Annotated in this window: 14 protein-coding genes and 1 tRNA gene; 3 read left to right on the forward strand and 12 right to left on the reverse strand. The window is 72.9% G+C overall.

What is annotated here, in order from left to right:
* Nucleotides 1-179: 179 nt before the first annotated feature.
* Nucleotides 180-2,852: a DNA polymerase I gene (polA, locus tag PIJ49_RS02905; protein ID WP_251155017.1), complete on the reverse strand. Its 2,673-nt coding sequence runs from the start codon at nucleotides 2,850-2,852 to the stop codon at nucleotides 180-182.
* A gap of 55 nt (nucleotides 2,853-2,907) precedes the next feature.
* Here polA and PIJ49_RS02910 point away from each other — a divergent pair, with 55 nt between their 5' ends.
* Complete coding sequence (locus tag PIJ49_RS02910; RefSeq protein WP_066658268.1) at nucleotides 2,908-3,333, forward strand: PaaI family thioesterase; 426 nt, start codon at nucleotides 2,908-2,910, stop codon at nucleotides 3,331-3,333.
* Between the two features lie 4 nt (nucleotides 3,334-3,337).
* Here PIJ49_RS02910 and PIJ49_RS02915 read toward each other — a convergent pair whose 3' ends face one another.
* From PIJ49_RS02915 to PIJ49_RS02940, 6 genes are all read right to left on the reverse strand, one after another.
* Complete coding sequence (locus tag PIJ49_RS02915; protein ID WP_271825723.1) at nucleotides 3,338-3,808, reverse strand: GNAT family N-acetyltransferase; 471 nt, start codon at nucleotides 3,806-3,808, stop codon at nucleotides 3,338-3,340.
* Nucleotides 3,809-4,053: 245 nt separating this feature from the next.
* On the reverse strand, nucleotides 4,054-4,659 hold the full coding sequence (locus tag PIJ49_RS02920; protein ID WP_022903868.1) for an ANTAR domain-containing response regulator: 606 nt from the start codon (nucleotides 4,657-4,659) through the stop codon (nucleotides 4,054-4,056).
* 231 nt (nucleotides 4,660-4,890) lie between these two features.
* Nucleotides 4,891-4,971 (reverse strand) — tRNA-Leu (locus PIJ49_RS02925).
* Between the two features lie 41 nt (nucleotides 4,972-5,012).
* Nucleotides 5,013-5,570 (reverse strand): MOSC domain-containing protein, encoded by a 558-nt coding sequence (locus PIJ49_RS02930; RefSeq protein WP_066654478.1) that lies wholly within the window; start codon nucleotides 5,568-5,570, stop codon nucleotides 5,013-5,015.
* Complete coding sequence (locus tag PIJ49_RS02935; protein ID WP_271825726.1) at nucleotides 5,567-7,162, reverse strand: sensor histidine kinase; 1,596 nt, start codon at nucleotides 7,160-7,162, stop codon at nucleotides 5,567-5,569. The genes PIJ49_RS02930 and PIJ49_RS02935 overlap by 4 nt, the downstream gene beginning before the upstream one ends.
* Complete coding sequence (locus PIJ49_RS02940) at nucleotides 7,159-7,842, reverse strand: response regulator transcription factor (RefSeq protein ID WP_235426333.1); 684 nt, start codon at nucleotides 7,840-7,842, stop codon at nucleotides 7,159-7,161. Before PIJ49_RS02940 ends, PIJ49_RS02935 begins: the two co-directional genes overlap by 4 nt.
* Nucleotides 7,843-7,991: 149 nt before the next feature.
* Between PIJ49_RS02940 and PIJ49_RS02945 the strand changes: the two genes are divergently transcribed.
* On the forward strand, nucleotides 7,992-8,516 hold the full coding sequence (locus PIJ49_RS02945; protein ID WP_066654482.1) for a hypothetical protein: 525 nt from the start codon (nucleotides 7,992-7,994) through the stop codon (nucleotides 8,514-8,516).
* An 84-nt stretch (nucleotides 8,517-8,600) separates the two neighbouring features.
* Here the strand turns inward: PIJ49_RS02945 and PIJ49_RS02950 are convergent, their stop codons facing one another.
* From PIJ49_RS02950 to exaC, 3 genes are read right to left on the reverse strand one after another with little or no spacing between them, the layout of a single operon-like run.
* The gene (locus PIJ49_RS02950) at nucleotides 8,601-9,809 is read right to left on the reverse strand and encodes a GAF domain-containing protein (RefSeq protein ID WP_066654484.1); all 1,209 of its coding nucleotides are present in this window, start codon (nucleotides 9,807-9,809) and stop codon (nucleotides 8,601-8,603) included.
* 54 nt (nucleotides 9,810-9,863) lie between these two features.
* On the reverse strand, nucleotides 9,864-10,277 hold the full coding sequence (locus PIJ49_RS02955) for a DUF779 domain-containing protein (RefSeq protein WP_251155023.1): 414 nt from the start codon (nucleotides 10,275-10,277) through the stop codon (nucleotides 9,864-9,866).
* Nucleotides 10,277-11,818, reverse strand: a complete 1,542-nt coding sequence (gene exaC / locus PIJ49_RS02960; RefSeq protein ID WP_271825731.1) for an acetaldehyde dehydrogenase ExaC — start codon at nucleotides 11,816-11,818, stop codon at nucleotides 10,277-10,279. Before exaC ends, PIJ49_RS02955 begins: the two co-directional genes overlap by 1 nt.
* 223 nt (nucleotides 11,819-12,041) lie before the next feature.
* On the opposite strand from exaC, the gene PIJ49_RS02965 reads away from it, so the two are divergent.
* Nucleotides 12,042-12,614 (forward strand): HdeD family acid-resistance protein, encoded by a 573-nt coding sequence (locus tag PIJ49_RS02965; protein WP_158407755.1) that lies wholly within the window; start codon nucleotides 12,042-12,044, stop codon nucleotides 12,612-12,614.
* Between the two features lie 88 nt (nucleotides 12,615-12,702).
* Here the strand turns inward: PIJ49_RS02965 and PIJ49_RS02970 are convergent, their stop codons facing one another.
* Both PIJ49_RS02970 and pyk read right to left on the reverse strand, forming a co-directional pair.
* Nucleotides 12,703-13,779, reverse strand: a complete 1,077-nt coding sequence (locus PIJ49_RS02970; protein WP_066654492.1) for a VIT1/CCC1 transporter family protein — start codon at nucleotides 13,777-13,779, stop codon at nucleotides 12,703-12,705.
* 308 nt (nucleotides 13,780-14,087) lie between these two features.
* A complete protein-coding gene (gene pyk, locus PIJ49_RS02975; RefSeq protein ID WP_066654495.1) occupies nucleotides 14,088-15,533 on the reverse strand; it encodes a pyruvate kinase in 1,446 nt (481 codons plus the stop codon).
* Between the last annotated feature and the right edge of the window lie 129 nt (nucleotides 15,534-15,662).

The following is a 15,662-nucleotide window of genomic DNA, read 5'->3' on the forward strand; positions in this document are numbered from 1 at the left end:
TCGACACGAGACGCCCTCCGGTGAGCGAGACGCCGCCGGATCTGGCGGCGTCTCGACGCAACCGCGGCGTCTCGACGCGACCGCGGCGCGCGAGCTGTCTGGACGACGGACGGGAGGCACGGTGCCAGCCGGCACCGCGCCTCCCGTCCGTGACGTGCTCGCAACGCGACCCGCGCGCGTCAGTGCGCCGCGGACTCCCAGTTCGGGCCGACGCCGACCGACACGTCGAGCGGGACGCTCAGCTCGGCAGCCGCGCCCATCCGGGTGCGCAGGATCTCCTCGACGCGCTCCTGCTCGCCGGGAGCGACCTCGAGGATGAGCTCGTCGTGCACCTGGAGCAGCAGGTGCGACTCGAGCGATCCCTCGCGGAGGTCCTCGTCGACGCCGAGCATCGCGATCTTCATGATGTCGGCGGCCGACCCCTGGATCGGCGCGTTCAGCGCGGCGCGCTCGGCGTTCTCGCGGAGGACGCGGTTCGGGCTCTTCAGGTCCGGGAACGGACGCCGGCGACCGAAGATCGTCTCGGTGTAGCCGTCCTCACGGGCCTGCTCGACGACGCCCCGGAGGTAGTCGCGCACCGCACCGAAGCGGGCGAAGTACTCGTTCATGAGCGTGCGCGCCTCGGACTGCTCGATGCGGAGCTGCTTCGACAGGCCGAACGGGCTGAGGCCGTAGGCCAGGCCGTACGACATCGCCTTCACCTTCGTGCGCATCTCGGGCGTGACGTCCGCCGGCTCGACCGAGAACACCCGGGCACCGACGAAGCGGTGCAGGTCCTCGCCCTCGTTGAACGCCTGGATGAGCCCCGGGTCGCCGGACAGGTGCGCCATGATGCGCATCTCGATCTGCGAGTAGTCGGCGGTCACGAGCGTCGTGTACGGCTCGGCGACCGCGAAGGCCGACCGGATGCGGCGACCCACGGCGGTCTTGACCGGGATGTTCTGCAGGTTGGGGTCCGTCGACGAGACCCGGCCGGTGCTCGTGCCGGTCTGCTCGTAGCGGGTGTGGATGCGTCCGTCGACGACCGCGGCGTCGAGCGTGTCGACGATCTGCCGGAGCTTCGTGGCGTCGCGGTGCTGCAGCAGCAGTCCGAGGAACGGGTGCGGGTGCTGCTCCTGCAGGTCGGCCAGGCTCGCCGCGTCGGTCGAGAAGCCGGTCTTCGTCTTGCGGGTCTTCGGCATCGCGAGCTCGGTGAACAGGACCTCCTGCAGCTGCTTCGGCGAGCCGAGGTTCACCTCGTGGCCGATCTCGGCGAAGGCCTGCTGCGCGAGCTCGGCGGCGCGCTCCCCCAGGTCGTGCGACAGCCCGGTCAGGACCGGGCGGTCGATACCGACGCCGATGGTCTCCATGCCCGCCAGCACCGGGACGAGCGGCAGCTCGATCGTGTCGAGCACCCGCAGCGAGGACTCGTCGACGCGGGAGCGCAGCGCGGTGTCGACCCGCAGGACGTACCAGGCGTGCACGCCGACGTTGACCGGTTCGGTCTCGGGGACGAGCTGGTTCGGGTCGGCGGTCGGCAGCTCCTCGCCGAGTTCCTGGTACACGAGGTCGGCGAGGGGCTGCCCCTGCTTGCCCGGCTGCGCGAGCCACCCGGTGATGCGGGCGTCCCCGGCGATGCCCCGCACCGTGATGCCGACCGTGCCGAGCGCCTTGATGGCGGCCTTGGCGTCGTGGAAGTGCTTCGGGGCGTCGGAGGCGAACCACGCGGCGAGCTGCTCGTAGTCCTTCGCGCCGCTGCCGCCGGGCACCAGGACGGCGTCGTCGTGGGTCGCGATGCCGATCGCGCTGAGCCGGCCGTCGATGACCTCGACCGCGACGCCGAACCCGTTCTCGGCGTCGTTCGCACCCTTGCGCTCGAGCCAGTACCCGAGCTCTTCGTCGATGACCGTGGTGACCTTCGGCGGGGTCGGCGCGCCGCTGTCGACCGAGCCGGGAGCATCGCTCGCCTCGCTCGGCTCACCGGTACCGGCGACCTTGAAGACCCGGTCGAGCAGCGTGCGGAACTGCAGCTTGGCGAAGAGGTCGCGGACGGCCTGCTCGTCCAGCGGGCGGAGGGCGACGTCGGCCGGTCCGACGGGCAGCTCGACGTCGTTCACGAGCCGGTTCAGCCTGCGGTTCCGGATCGCCCGGTCCTTCTGCTCGCGGAGGTTGTTCCCGACGACGCCCTTGATCTCGTCGGCGTGCTCGAGGACACCGTCGAGGGAGCCGTACGCGGTCACCCACTTGACCGCGGTCTTCTCGCCGACCTTGTCGATGCCGATCAGGTTGTCGCTGGTCTCCCCCACGAGCGCCGCGATGTCCGGGTACTGGTGCGGCTCGATGCCGTACCGCTCGTACACCTTGTCGCGGTCGTAGCGCGTGAGCTCGGAGACGCCGCGGACCGACGGGTACAGCAGCGTGACGTCGTCGTTGACGAGCTGGATCGAGTCGCGGTCACCCGAGACCACGTACACCTGGTACCCCTGCTCGGCACCCTGTCGCGCGAAGGTGGCGAGGATGTCGTCGGCCTCGTAGTCCTCCTTCGTCACCGTCGTGATGCCCATCGCCTCGAGCGCCTGCTGCAGGAGCGGGATCTGGCCCTTGAACTCGGGCGGGGTCTCCGAGCGGGTGCCCTTGTAGTCCTCGTACTCGCGGGTGCGGAAGGAGAAGCGGGAGATGTCGAACGCGACCGCCAGGTGGGTCGGCTTCTCGCGCTGCAGGAGCATGAGCAGCATCGAGATGAAGCCGTGGATGGCGTTCGTGTGCTGCCCCTCGCGGTTCACGAAGCTGTCGACCGGCAGTGCGTAGAAGGCCCGGAAGGCGAGCGAGTGGCCGTCGATGACCATGAGGGTAGGCTTTGCGGAGTCCGACACCCGGACAGCCTACCGACGCCATCCGACACGGGAGTCCGCGAGCGTGACCGACGACGTGACCCACGAACCGACCGCCTCCGGAGCCGTCGACGAGCGACTCTCCGACCGCGGCACGGGCGAGCTCGCCACGAAGATGGGCATGGAGATCACCGAGCTGAGCGCGGAGCGTGCCGTCGGGTCGATCCCGGTCGAGGGCAACCGCCAGCCGGTCGGGCTGCTGCACGGCGGAGCGTACGTCGTGCTCGCCGAGAGCCTCGGGTCGATGGCCGCGAACGTGCACGCCGGGCCAGGCCGCTACGCGGTCGGCATCGAGCTCAGTGCGTCGCACTCCCGCAGTGCGACGAGCGGCCGGGTCACGGGGACCTGCACGGCGATCCACCTCGGCGGCACGCTCACCACCCACGAGATCGTGCTCACCGACGACGAGGGCCGACGCTGCTCCACCGTGCGGATCACGAACATGATCCGCGAGCGGCGCTAGCGATTCAGTCCTCGGGCGGTCGCTGCAGCAGCAGGCGGGCATCGCCGAACCCGAGCCGACGGTAGAGCGTCTCGCCGACGACGCTCGAGTGCACCACCACGCGCTCCGCGCCGGCCTCGTCCGCCACGTCGAGCAGCGCCGCGACGAGGTCCTTCGCCACGCCGCCTCCGCGGAGGTCCGGGTGCACGTAGACGCTCTGCAGTTCGGCAGCGACGCGGCCCCGAGGGCGGTGCGGCACCGGCGGACGGGCGTTCAGTGCGAGCCACGCCATCCCCAGCACCTCCCCGTCGCGCTCCGCGACGACACACCGGTGCGAGTCCGCGTGCTCGTCGGCGAAGGCGGTCATCGCCTCGCGGTACTCGTCCGGGGTCGCCGTCGGCCTGCGCCCGTCCTCGTCCACGCTCCAGCGCCAGCGCAGGTCGGCCACCGTCGGCATGTCCTCCGGCCGGGAGGCACGGATCACCACGTCGTCCATGCCCCCACCCTGCCACGTGGCGCGGCTGCGGCGGGGCCGACCCGCGCCTCCCGTCCGGCGCTCTGCCGCGGCCCTGCCGCTGCACGCGGTCTCCGACACGGAACGCGTCGTTCGACAGGTGCGGTGTCGCACGATGCGCGCGCATCCGGTGGAGGCGCATCGTCCGACGTTGCACGTGACGATCGACCGGCGCGATGTCAGCCCGTACCCGTGCACCGACGTCCGCGTGAGCGAGCGGTTGCTCGTTACTTCTTGGCGCTGAGCTGCTCGATGATCGCCTTCGCGACGTCGTGCATCGTCAGACGACGATCCATCGACGCCTTCTGGATCCAGCGGAACGCCTCGGGCTCGGTGAGGCCCATCTTCTCGTTGAGCAGGCCCTTGGCGCGGTCGACGAGCTTGCGGGTCTCGAACCGCTCGACGAGGTCGGCGACCTCGGCCTCGAGCGTGATGATCTGCTGGTGCCGCGAGAGGGCGATCTCGATCGCGGGGAGCAGGTCGTTCGGGGTGAAGGGCTTCACGACGTAGGCCAGGGCACCGGCTTCGGTCGCGCGCTCGACGAGGTCCTTCTGGCTGAACGCCGTGAGGAGGACCACCGGAGCGATGTGGTTCTTGGAGAGCTTCTCGGCAGCGGAGATGCCGTCGAGCTGGGGCATCTTGACGTCCATGACGACGAGGTCCGGGCGCAGGTCGGTCGCGAGCTGGACGGCGGTCTCACCGTCGCCGGCTTCCCCGACCACGTCGAACCCGTTGTCGCGGAGGATCTCGACGATGTCGAGACGGATGAGCGACTCGTCCTCGGCGACGACGACGCGACGCGGTGCTGCGGGGGTTGCTTCTGTGTCACTCACGACCGAGAGCCTACTAGACGGAGCGCGTGGCTTCCGTCAGCTGTGGATGCGCGGTTCGACGAACTTCTGTACGAGTGGCGGGACGCTCGGTGCGCCCGGCCCCGCACGCCGTGAGCGACCTTGTACGAGTGGCGGGACGCTCGGTGCGCCCAGCCCCGCACGCCGTGAGCGACCTCGTACGAGTGGCGGGACGCTCGGTGCGCCCGGCCCCGCACGCCGTGAGCGACCTTGTACGAGTGGCGGGACTCGAACCCGCACGCCGTGAGGCAGAGCATTTTGAGTGCCCCGTGTCTACCGTTCCACCACACTCGCGAGGGCTCCAGGCTAGCAGGGCCCGGCCCCGCCCCCGGTCCTCACACCGGGGCGAGCGGTTGCAGCGCTCCCTCGGGCAGCTCGACCCGGACGGCGTCGCCCGCGCGGACGATGCCCCCCGTCACGACGACGCCCATCACGCCGCCCTTGCGCTCCACGGTGCCGTCCTCCGCTCGGCCGAGGACCGCGCGCAGCAGCCCCGGGTCGAAGTCGTTGATCTGCTGGCACGGGTTCCGGAGCCCGGTCACGCGCACACAGGCCGCGTCACCGAGGTGGAGCAGGGCCCCGGTCGGCAGTCCGAGCAGGTCGACGCCGCGGGTCGTGACGTTCTCCCCCATGTCCCCCGGCACGACGGTGTGCCCGGAGGCGGCGACCTCGTCGAACACCTCGGCGTGGAGCAGGTGGACCTGCCGCAGGTTCGGCTGTGACGGGTCCCTGGCGACGCGGGAGCGGTGCTGCACGGTCGTCCCGGCGTGCGCGTCGCCGTCGACGCCCCACCCCGCGACGAGGGTGATCTCCTCGACGACGGGCTTGCTGAAGCGGTGCTCGGCGTCGCGGCTCACCGCGACGATCCGTCCGTTCTCCTGATGAGCGCTCACGTCCCCATCGTGGCAGACACCGGGGCCGGAGCGACACCCCGGTCGGCGCCCGACCCGGGGTCGACGGCGCGGGTCGCGCGGGGCAGGCGGAGCACGAACCGCGCGCCGCCGAGCGTCCCGTCGTCGTCGTGGACGAGCGTGCCACCGTGGGCGACCGCGATGCCGCGGGCGATCGGCAGGCCGAGTCCGGCACCACCCGACCGGACGTCCCGCGACTCCCCCAGTCGGACGAGCCGGTCGAACACGCGCTCCCGGTCGCCGACGGGGATGCCGGGCCCGTCGTCCTCGACCACGAGCGTCGCCTCGTCGGCGTCCGTGCCGAGGGTCAGCCGCACCGTCCCCGTCCCGCCCGTGGCCCGCGCCGCGTTGTCGACGAGGTTGCCGAGCACCTGCGCGAGTCGGTCGGCGTCGACCTCGACCGGGACGGGCTCGGTCGGGAGTCCGGGGTGCATGGTGATCCCCGGCAGCCGGAGCTCGAGCCGGTCGACCTCGGCGCGCAGCCACGGGACGAGGTCGGTCGGCCGCCGGTCGAGCGCGATCCCCCGGTCGAGTCGCGCCATCGTGAGCATGTCGTCGACGAGGCGCGCCGCGCGGTCGGCCTGGCGGACGACGTGCACCGCGAGCACCTCGGTCGTCGCCGGGTCGTCGCCACCGCTCCGGACCAGCGTGTCCGCCGCTGCGCGGACGCCGGCGACGGGCGTGCGGAGCTCGTGTGCGGCGTCCGACAGGAAGCCCCGGACCCGTTCCTCAGCGGCCACGGCCTGCGCCTCGGCACCCTCGACGGCGTCGAGCATCTCGTCGAACGCGGCGGCGACGCGGCCGATCTCGGTGTCCGTCCTGGCAGGGCGCAACCGCCGACCACGGTCACCGTCGGCGATCGATCGGGCCGTCGCGGTGACCTCGTCGAGCGGACGCAGCGCGCGCCGCACGACCAGGACCACTCCGACGACGGCGACACCCAGGAACACCGCGGACGCACCGCCCATCACCCAGCCGAGCTGCGTCAGGGTCTCCTGCACGTCGCGGGTGCCGGCGGTCAGCGTGATGCGTGTGCCGTCGTCGAGGACGGACCGGAGTGTGAGCACGCCGTCGTCCTCACTGGCACGCGACGACACCACCGTCACACCGGAGGACGCCGATGCACCGGACGACGCCGACGCACCCGACGACGCCGTCGCACCGGACGACGCCGTTGCACCGGCGTCGGCAGCCCCGGTCGAGCCGCTGGAGGACGACCGGTCGCGCGGCGCCGGACCCGGGAGCTGCCCGGGGTCGGGCGGTCCGGAGCGCAGCTGGTCGGGTGTCGGCCCTGCCTCGACCGCGGCGCCGTCGGGCTGCACGATCCGCACCGAGAGGCCCTGCGCCGACAAGCGGTCGGCGAGGTCGTCCGCGTCGAGCACCCCCACGAGTGCGGCAGCGGCGGCAGCCCGGTCCCGCAGTCGGTCCTCGACCTGTGCACGCAGTCGCGCGCCGAGCACCGCCTCGACCGCGACGACGAGCCCGGCCAGCAGCACCGCGAGCAGCACGAGCACCGCGACCACGGTCCGCAGTCGCAGCGAGGACGTGCGCAGCCGTCGGTCGACCGCGGTCACGCCGCGCCCCGGTCGACGGAGAGCCGGTACCCGAGCCCGCGGACCGTGTGCACGAGCCGGGGACCGTGCACCTCCATCTTGCGGCGGAGTGCGCTGAGGTGGACCTCGACCAGGTTCGGCGCGATGTCCTCGTAGCCCCACACCTGCGTCGTGATCTGCCCCTTGGAGACGGTCCGGCCACGGCTCTCGGCGAGGAACCGCAGCAGCCGGAACTCGGTGGCCGTCAGGTCGAGCAGGACGCCGGCGCGTCGCACGGTCGCGCCCTCCGGGTCGAGCACGAGGTCGCCGACCTCGATCACCGACGGGACCCGACCGCGGCGGCGGAGCACGGCCGTGACGCGAGCCACGAGCTCGGCCATCGCGAACGGCTTCACCACGTAGTCGTCGGCCCCCTCGGCGAAGCCGCGCAGCCGGTCGTCGAGCTCGTCGCGGGCGGTCATCATCACGACGGCGGCGTCCGACCGCGTCCGGATCCGTGCCGCGAGCAGGATGCCGCTCGGTCCGGGCAGCATCCAGTCCAGCAGGACGAGGTCGGGAGCGGCGCGGTCGAGGTCCTCGGCGATCGCCCGGCCGTCGGTGGCCTCGGTCACGACGAACCCCTCGGCGCGCAGGGTCGCGGCCACGGCGGTGCGGAGGGAGTCGTCGTCCTCGACCACCAGGACACGTGCGGGTGCGTTCACGGCGGACACGGTAGGTGGGCACTGCCCGCAAGCAGCATGGAGGACGCTGGACGAAGCCTGTGCTTCAGTCCTGCTTCAGGTTCGAGCTCGACCGTCGTCCTCGTCGCCGGACCGCCCCGGTCCGCCGACACCGACACGGAAGGCACACCATGCAGGACGAACGACACGACCAGCCCGTCACCGCGCCCGACCGCCGTCGGCGCACCCTGCGTCGCGTGGGGATCGGTTCCGCGGCCGCCGCGGCGCTGCTCCTCGGCGGGCTCGGCGTCACCGCTGCCGTCGCGGACGGCTCCGGCGCACCGAGTGCCACGAGCGCACCGACGGGAGCGCCGAGCGGCGCACCGAGTGGTGCACCCTCCGGTGCTCCCACTCCGGGCACGAAGGGTGCCCCCGGTCCCGGCGCGAAGGGCGCGGAGGGCGCCGCTCCGGCTCCGGGCTGCGTGGCAGCTCCGCCCGCGGCCGGCGACGCCCCGAAGCCGAAGGACGGCGCCGTCCCCGCCCCGCCGGAGGGCGCGGACGCCCCGAAGCCGCCCACGGGCTCCGACGCGCCGAAGCCGGAGGAGAGCGACGCACCCACGCCGCCGAAGGGCACGGACGCCCCGGAGCCGCCGCAGCCGGACCGGGACGGCGGCACGGACGGCTCCGCCACCCCGGCACCGACCTCCGGGTCCTGAGCGGGACGACCCGGTGCGGGAGGCGCGCGTCGTCGGCCGGACGGTCGACGCGTGGCGTGCCTCCCGGCCGGGCCGGGTCGCCCGTCACGATCCGTCGAGCGCCTCGATCGCAGCCACCAGGGCCGACCGACGCGGCGACCGCGGCGGCAGGACCGCGAGCAGCGCGCGCAGCACCTGCGCGTCGGCGGCGCCGTCCGCCGTCCGCGCCCACGCCTGGAGCGCCTCGACGCCACCGTCGGCGACGAGCGCCTCACGGAACCGCGTCCTGACCCGGTCGCGCAGGTCGTCGACGCCCGGCGAGACGGAACCGGGCAGGACCGGGCCGACGTACCGGTCGACGGCCTGGAGGCGCGCCCCGCGGTCGAGCGCGGACAGGACGGAGTCGACGTCCGTCCGCAGCCCCTGGAGTCGGTACGGTCGCGAGGTCACCGTCGCACCGGGGGCGTGCGCCGCGAGCACGCGACGCAGGCGCACCACCTCGGCACGGAGCGTGGTGACGGCACCGCGGTCGCCGTACACGGCGACCGCCAGGTCCGCCGCCGCGAGGCCGCCGGGCGTCGATGCGAGCACCGCGAGGATCTCCGAGTGCCGTTCCGACAGCCGGACCGTGCGCCCGTCGGAGGTCAGTGTCGCGGTGTCCGAGCCGAGGAGGGCCAGTCCGACGGCCGGACACGGCGCACCGCGGCCGCGTCCACGGGGCACGTCCCCGGTCGGTCCGGGGGTGCGGATGCCCTGCACCGCCCGGAGTGCCAGTTCCGCCTCGGCCACCGCGGCCGTGGCGACGAGGAGCGGCAGGGTGTGGCGTTCGACCGCGCGCGCATCGCCGGTGATGTCGAGCGCCCCGACGACGGCGCCGGTCGGGTCGTGGAGCGGCACCGCCGTGCACGAGAAGGCCTTGACGGCGGTCGCCCAGTGCTCGTCCGCGTGGATCTGCACCGCCCGGTCGAGCCGCAGGGCCGTACCGGGCGCGCTCGTGCCGGCGCGCTCCTCCGCCCAGTCCGCACCCGGCAGGAAGCCCATGTCCTCGGCTGCGCTGCGGGCGGGACGCGCGCCGTCGACCCAGACGAGACGCCCGGCGGCGTCGGTGACGGCGACGACGCACCCCGCGGACCGCACGTCGTCGAGCAGCAGCCGCCGCACCACGGGCAGTGCCGTCCCGAGCGGCCCGTGGCGGCGGAGCGCGTCGAGCTCGTCGGGCCCCAGCGCCAGCGACGGCCGGTCGTCCGGGTCGACCCGGGCACAACGACGCCAGGACGCGGCGACGAGCGGACGCAGCCCCGCGGGTGCGCGCATCGGGCCTCCTCGTGACGAGACGTCCGCCGCGTCGTCGCGGTCGACGGGGCCAGCCTACGTCCGGTGGTCCGCGGGGACCAGACCGAGATCGTCGAGCTCGTCGTCGGTGAGCATGCGCGACCGCGTGAGGAACCGCTTGCCCTCCGGCACCTCGAGCGAGAAGCCCGCGCCCCGACCGTCGACCACGTCGATCGTCAGGTGCGTGTACTTCCAGTACTCGAACTGCGCGCGTGACATCCAGACCTCGACGGGTCCGGCGCCGTCGACGTCGAGCGCACCGAGGAGCACGTCGGCCGGCCCCGTCCGGAACATCCCGACCGGGTAGCACATCGGGCTCGACCCGTCGCAGCAGCCGCCGGACTGGTGGAACATGAGCGGCCCGTGCCGAGCGGCGAGGGAGCGCAGGAGCTCCCCCGCAGCCGGCGTCACCGCGACGCGCGCCGCGGCCGGGCGGTCCGGGTCGGGCATCAGAAGAAGCCCATCGGACCGTCGGCGTACGACACGAGCAGGTTCTTCGTCTGCTGGTAGTGCTCGAGCATCATCTTGTGGTTCTCGCGGCCGATGCCGGACTGCTTGTACCCGCCGAACGCCGCTCCGGCCGGGTACTGGTGGTAGGTGTTCGACCACACGCGACCGGCCTGGATGTCGCGCCCGGCGCGGTAGAGCGTCGTCGCCTCGCGGCTCCAGACCCCGGCACCCAGTCCGTAGAGGGAGTCGTTGGCGATCCGGATGGCGTCGTCGTAGCCGTCGAACCTGGTGAGCGCGAGCACGGGGCCGAAGATCTCCTCCTGGAAGATGCGCATGGCGTTGTCGCCCTCGAAGACGGTGGGCTGCACGTAGTAGCCGCCGGACAGGTCACCGCCGAGGTCCGCCCGCTCGCCGCCCGTCAGCAGCTTCGCCCCCTCCTGCTTCCCGATGTCGATGTAGCTCAGGATCTTCTCGAGCTGGTCGTTCGACGCCTGCGCGCCGATCATCGTCGCCGGGTCCAGCGGGTGTCCCTGCTTGACCGCGCGCACCCGGTCGAGCCCGTCCGCGACGAACCCGTCGTAGATCTCGCGCGCCACCAACGCCCGGGACGGGCACGTGCAGACCTCGCCCTGGTTGAGGTTGAAGAACGCGAACCCCTCGAGGGCCTTGTCGTAGAAGGAGTCCCGCTCCTGCGCGACGTCGGCGAAGAACACGTTCGGGCTCTTCCCGCCGAGCTCGAGCGTCACCGGGATCAGGTTCTGCGAGGCGTACTGCATGATGAGCCGGCCGGTGGTGGTCTCCCCCGTGAAGGCGACCTTGCGGATGTCCGGGTGCTGGGCGAGCGGCGCGCCGACCTCGATGCCGAACCCGTTCACGACGTTGAGGACCCCGGCGGGCACGAGGTCGCGGATCAGTTCCACCAGCACGTGGATCGATGCCGGCGTCTGCTCCGCGGGCTTGAGCACGACGCAGTTGCCGGCGGCGAGGGCCGGCGCGAGCTTCCACACCGCCATGAGGATCGGGAAGTTCCACGGGATGATCTGCCCGACGACGCCGAGCGGTTCGTGGAAGTGGTAGGCGACGGTGTCGTGGTCGATCTCCCCCGTCGAGCCCTCCTGCGCGCGGATCGCCCCGGCGAAGTAGCGGAAGTGGTCGACGGCGAGCGGGATGTCCGCGCCGAGGGTCTCGCGGATCGGCTTGCCGTTCTCCCAGGTCTCGGCGACCGCGAGCTCCTCGAGGTGCGCCTCCATCCGGTCGGCGATCCGGTTGAGGATGCCGGCGCGCTCGGCGACGCTCGTGCGCGACCAGGCGGGGAAGGCCCTCCAGGCGGCCTCCACCGCCCGGTCGACGTCGGTCGAGTCCCCCCGGGCGACCTCGGTGAAGACCCTGCCCGTCACCGGCGTGGGGTTCTCGAAGTACCGGCCGCCGGCGGGCGGGACGTACTCGCCGCCGATGAAGTGGTCGTACCGGGAACGGTAGGAGACGAGCGCCCCGTCCTCGCCGGGTGCGGCGTAGGTCGATGGCGATGCTGCGATGGTCATGGTGGACACCTTTCGACGACGCTGTCGGTGGCGCTGGTCCAGCACCTGCGGCGACGGTACGACGCCGGGGGTTGCAAGCGGTTGCGCCGGGTGGCGACCCCGGGCGGCGGCGACCGCCCCGGGCGTCCGTGACCTCCCCAGAGCGCCCGCGGCCTCCCCCGGACACCGGCGACCGCCCCCGGGTACCGTCGGTGTCCTCGCGGACCGAGCGGAAGGGGCACCCGTGGACTCTCGCGCCGTGCGGTCCTTCCGTGCGTTCGTCGTCGCCACGGCCGTCGTCGCGATCGTGCTCGGCATCGTGGCCGTCGTCTGGCCCGCGCCGTCGATCGTGCTCGTCGCCCTCGTCTTCGGCGTCTACCTCGTGGTCGCCGGCACGATGCGCGTGGTCGCCGCGGTCCGCGGGCACGGGACGTCCGCGGTGTGGCGGTGGACGGCGGGTGCCGTCGGCGGGCTCGTCGGGGTGGCGGGACTCGTCGCGCTCCTCGCTCCCGCCGTCCCGCTCCTCGTCTACGCGGTGCTGGCCGGGGTGGGGTTCCTCGTGGAGGGCGTCGCCGCGCTCGTCGGTGCCGTCGTGGGCCACCCCGGTTCCTCGCGATCGCCGACCGTGGTGAGCGGCCTGCTGTCGTGCATCGGCGGCGTGGTCGTGCTCGTCGCGCCGGCGCTCGCGCTGTCGGTCTTCACGGTGTTCTCCGGCATCGCGCTGATCGGCGTCGGCGCGGCCGCGCTCCTCCTGCTGCCGCCGCGCGCTGCGGTCCGCCGTGAGGCGGTCGGCACCGGTCGCACCGACCGGCGGTGAGGGTCGCCAGCCCCGACGACCGGTGACCGCCGACCGGGTGCCGACTCCGCGCTGCCGGTCCCGAACAGCAGGCCTGGCCGGGTGACGGCTACGCGCTGCCCGTCCCGAACAGCAGGCCGAGGCCGTACGTCACGACGGCAGCGCCGAAGCCGATCGCGAGCTGGCGCAGCGCCCGCCGCAGCGGCGACGCGCCGCTGAGCACGCCGACGACCGCGCCGGTGCCGAGGAGCGCGATGCCGACCAGCACGGCCGCGAGCACGATCGCCGGCCAGCCCTCGAGCCCGAACAGGTACGGCAGCACGGGGATGATCGCGCCCGAGGCGAAGAAGCAGAAGCTCGACACCGCCGCACTCGTGCCGCTCCCCACCGCCTCGTGGTCGTCGGTCGCGGCGGCTGCCGAGACCGTTCGACCGCCGAGGACCTCGGCCGCGTGCTCCTGCGCCGCGGCCTCGTCCATGCCCCGGGCCCGGTAGACCAGCGCGAGCTCGTTCGCGTCGACGTCGAGGTCGGCCACCGCGCGCCCGGCCTCGGGGTGGGGTGCGGAGGCGTCGAGCAGCTCGCGTTGGGACCGCACCGAGACGTACTCCCCCGCCCCCATGGACAGCGCGCCGGCGAGCAGCCCGGCGATGCCGCTGAGCAGCACGAAGTGCCGATCGGCGCCCGAGGCACTGATGCCGATGATCAGCGCGAGGTTCGAGACGAGTCCGTCGTTGGCGCCGAACACCGCTGCGCGGAAGGTGCCGGACAACCGCATGCGCCCGCGGTTCGCGAGGCCGCGGACGACCTCGCCGTGGATCCGCTCGTCGGCCGCCATGCGCGCGGTCGCGTCGTCGTCGTCGGCGTAGGGCGAACGGTCCTCGGCACGCTGCATGAGCGCCAGGACGAACACGGAACCGAACCGCTTCGCGAGCGCGGCGAGGACCCGGGTGCGGAGGCTGCCGCGGAGCGGCCGCCCGACGTCGTCACCGAGCAGGTCGAGCCAGTGCTGCTCGTGCCGACCCTCGGCGTCGGCGAGTGCGGCGAGGATCTCGCGTTCCTCTCCGGTCCTGCGGGTCGACAGGTTCCGGTAGACCGCGGCCTCCGCCCGCTCGTCCGCCAGGTAGCGGCGCCAGCGGCGGACGTCCGCTGCGGTGGGTGCGGTGGGGCGGTCGTCCTGGAGGCTCACAGCACCGATCCTGCCCGCTCGGCCCGACGCGCGGTCGCGCCGCACCGCTGGTGGCCGGTTCCTGCGTGTCGAGACCGCCGCGGACCGGGCGAGACGCCGCCGTCCCCACGAGACGCCGCCGGATCCGACGGCGTCTCGCTCGCTCCGGTCCGTCTCGCGGCGACGCCGGCGTGTCGGCACGCCGGTGACTCGACGCGACGCAGGGGCGGACCAACGCGACAGGGCGCGGACCGGAGGCCGTGCGCGGTGTCGCGCCGTGCCTCCCGTCCGCGCCCTGTCGGCGTGGTGACCGGGTGCGGTGACCGGGGTCAGTCCCGCACGTAGGCGGGAGCCGCCTCGGCGTGCGCGTCGCCGACGCGGTGCACGCGCAGGTCGTTCGTCGAACCCTCGAGTCCGGGGGGCGAGCCGGCCGTCACGATGACCCGGTCGCCGGGGGCGGCGAGGCCGTTCGCGAGCAGCACGTCGTCGACCTGCGAGAACAGCTCGTCGGTGTGCGTCTTGCGCTCCACGAGGAACGAGCGGACGCCCCAGGTGAGCGCCATGCGGCGACGCGTGGCCTCGTTCGGGGTGAAGGCGATGATGGGCAGGCCGTGGCGCAGTCGGGACATGCGGCGGGCCGAGTCGCCGGACTCGGTGAAGACGCAGAGGTACGACGCCTCGGTGAACTCGGCGATCTCGACCGCGGCGAGCGTGATCGCGCCACCGAGCGTGCGCGGCTTCGTGCCGAGCGGCGCGATGCGCTCGAGGCCGTGGTCCTCGGTCGACTCGACGATGCGGGCCATGGTGCGGACCGTCTGCACCGGGTACTCGCCGACGCTGGTCTCGCCCGAGAGCATGACGGCGTCCGCGCCGTCGAGGACGGCGTTCGCGACGTCGGAGGTCTCGGCGCGGGTCGGGATCGGCGACGAGATCATCGACTCGAGCATCTGCGTCGCGACGATGACCGGCTTCGCCATGCGGCGGGACAGCTCGACGGCGCGCTTCTGCACGATCGGGACGGCCTCGAGCGGGAGCTCCACGCCGAGGTCACCACGGGCGACCATGATGCTGTCGAAGGCGTCGATGATCTCCTCGAGGGCGTCGACGGCCTGCGGCTTCTCGACCTTGGCGATGATCGGGAGGCGCTTGCCCTCCTCGTCCATGATCTCGTGGGCGCGGACGACGTCCGAGGCGTTGCGGACGAACGACAGCGCGATGAGGTCGGCGCCCTGACGGATCGCCCAGCGGAGGTCCGCCTCGTCCTTCTCGCTCAGCGCGGGGACGTTGACGGCGACGCCGGGCAGGTTGATGCCCTTGTTGTTCGAGACCGTACCGGCGACGACGACCTCGGTGCGGACACGCACGCCGTCGGTGTCGAGCACGCGCAGGCGCACACGGCCGTCGTCGATGAGCAGCGGGTCACCGGGCTTGACGTCCTGCGGCAGGCCCTTGAACGTCGTGCCGCAGATCTCCTTCGAGCCGGGGACGTCCTCGGTCGTGATCGTGAAGACGTCACCGACCGCGAGCTCGTGCGGACCGTCGGCGAACTTCGCCAGACGGATCTTCGGACCCTGCAGGTCGACGAGGATCGCGACCGGCTTGCCGAGGTCCTCCGCGGCGCGACGGACGTTCTCGTAGTTGGCCTCGTGGACGCTGTAGTCACCGTGGCTGAGGTTGAGGCGGGCGACGTCGACGCCCGCTTCGATGATCTCCTTGACGGTCTCGTAGTCCGACGTAGCCGGACCGAGCGTCGAAACGATCTTTGCGCGTCTCAATGGATTCCTTCGTGTGGTGGGTGGTGCCGGTTTCCGCGCTGTGGGGCCGCGCGGAACGAGAGCAGGCCACCAGCACCCTATCGAGTGCCGGTGGCCTGCTGCTCATCGGTGGACCGGTGTTCCGGGGGC

Source organism: Curtobacterium uvaldense, from assembly GCF_028307415.1.
In the GTDB taxonomy this organism is placed as follows: Bacteria; Actinomycetota; Actinomycetes; order Actinomycetales; family Microbacteriaceae; genus Curtobacterium.

What these genes read in the sequence shown, in the direction of transcription:
- PIJ49_RS02955 (WP_251155023.1), bottom strand. Translation starts at nt 10,277, where the DNA reads ATGCCCGACCCGGACCGCCCGGCCGCGGCGCGCGTCGCGGTGACGCCG.
- PIJ49_RS02950 (WP_066654484.1), bottom strand. Translation starts at nt 9,809, where the DNA reads ATGCGCGCACCCGCGGGGCTGCGTCCGCTCGTCGCCGCGTCCTGGCGT.
- PIJ49_RS02945 (WP_066654482.1), top strand. Translation starts at nt 7,992, where the DNA reads ATGCAGGACGAACGACACGACCAGCCCGTCACCGCGCCCGACCGCCGT.
- exaC (WP_271825731.1), bottom strand. Translation starts at nt 11,818, where the DNA reads ATGACCATCGCAGCATCGCCATCGACCTACGCCGCACCCGGCGAGGAC.
- PIJ49_RS02915 (WP_271825723.1), bottom strand. Translation starts at nt 3,808, where the DNA reads ATGGACGACGTGGTGATCCGTGCCTCCCGGCCGGAGGACATGCCGACG.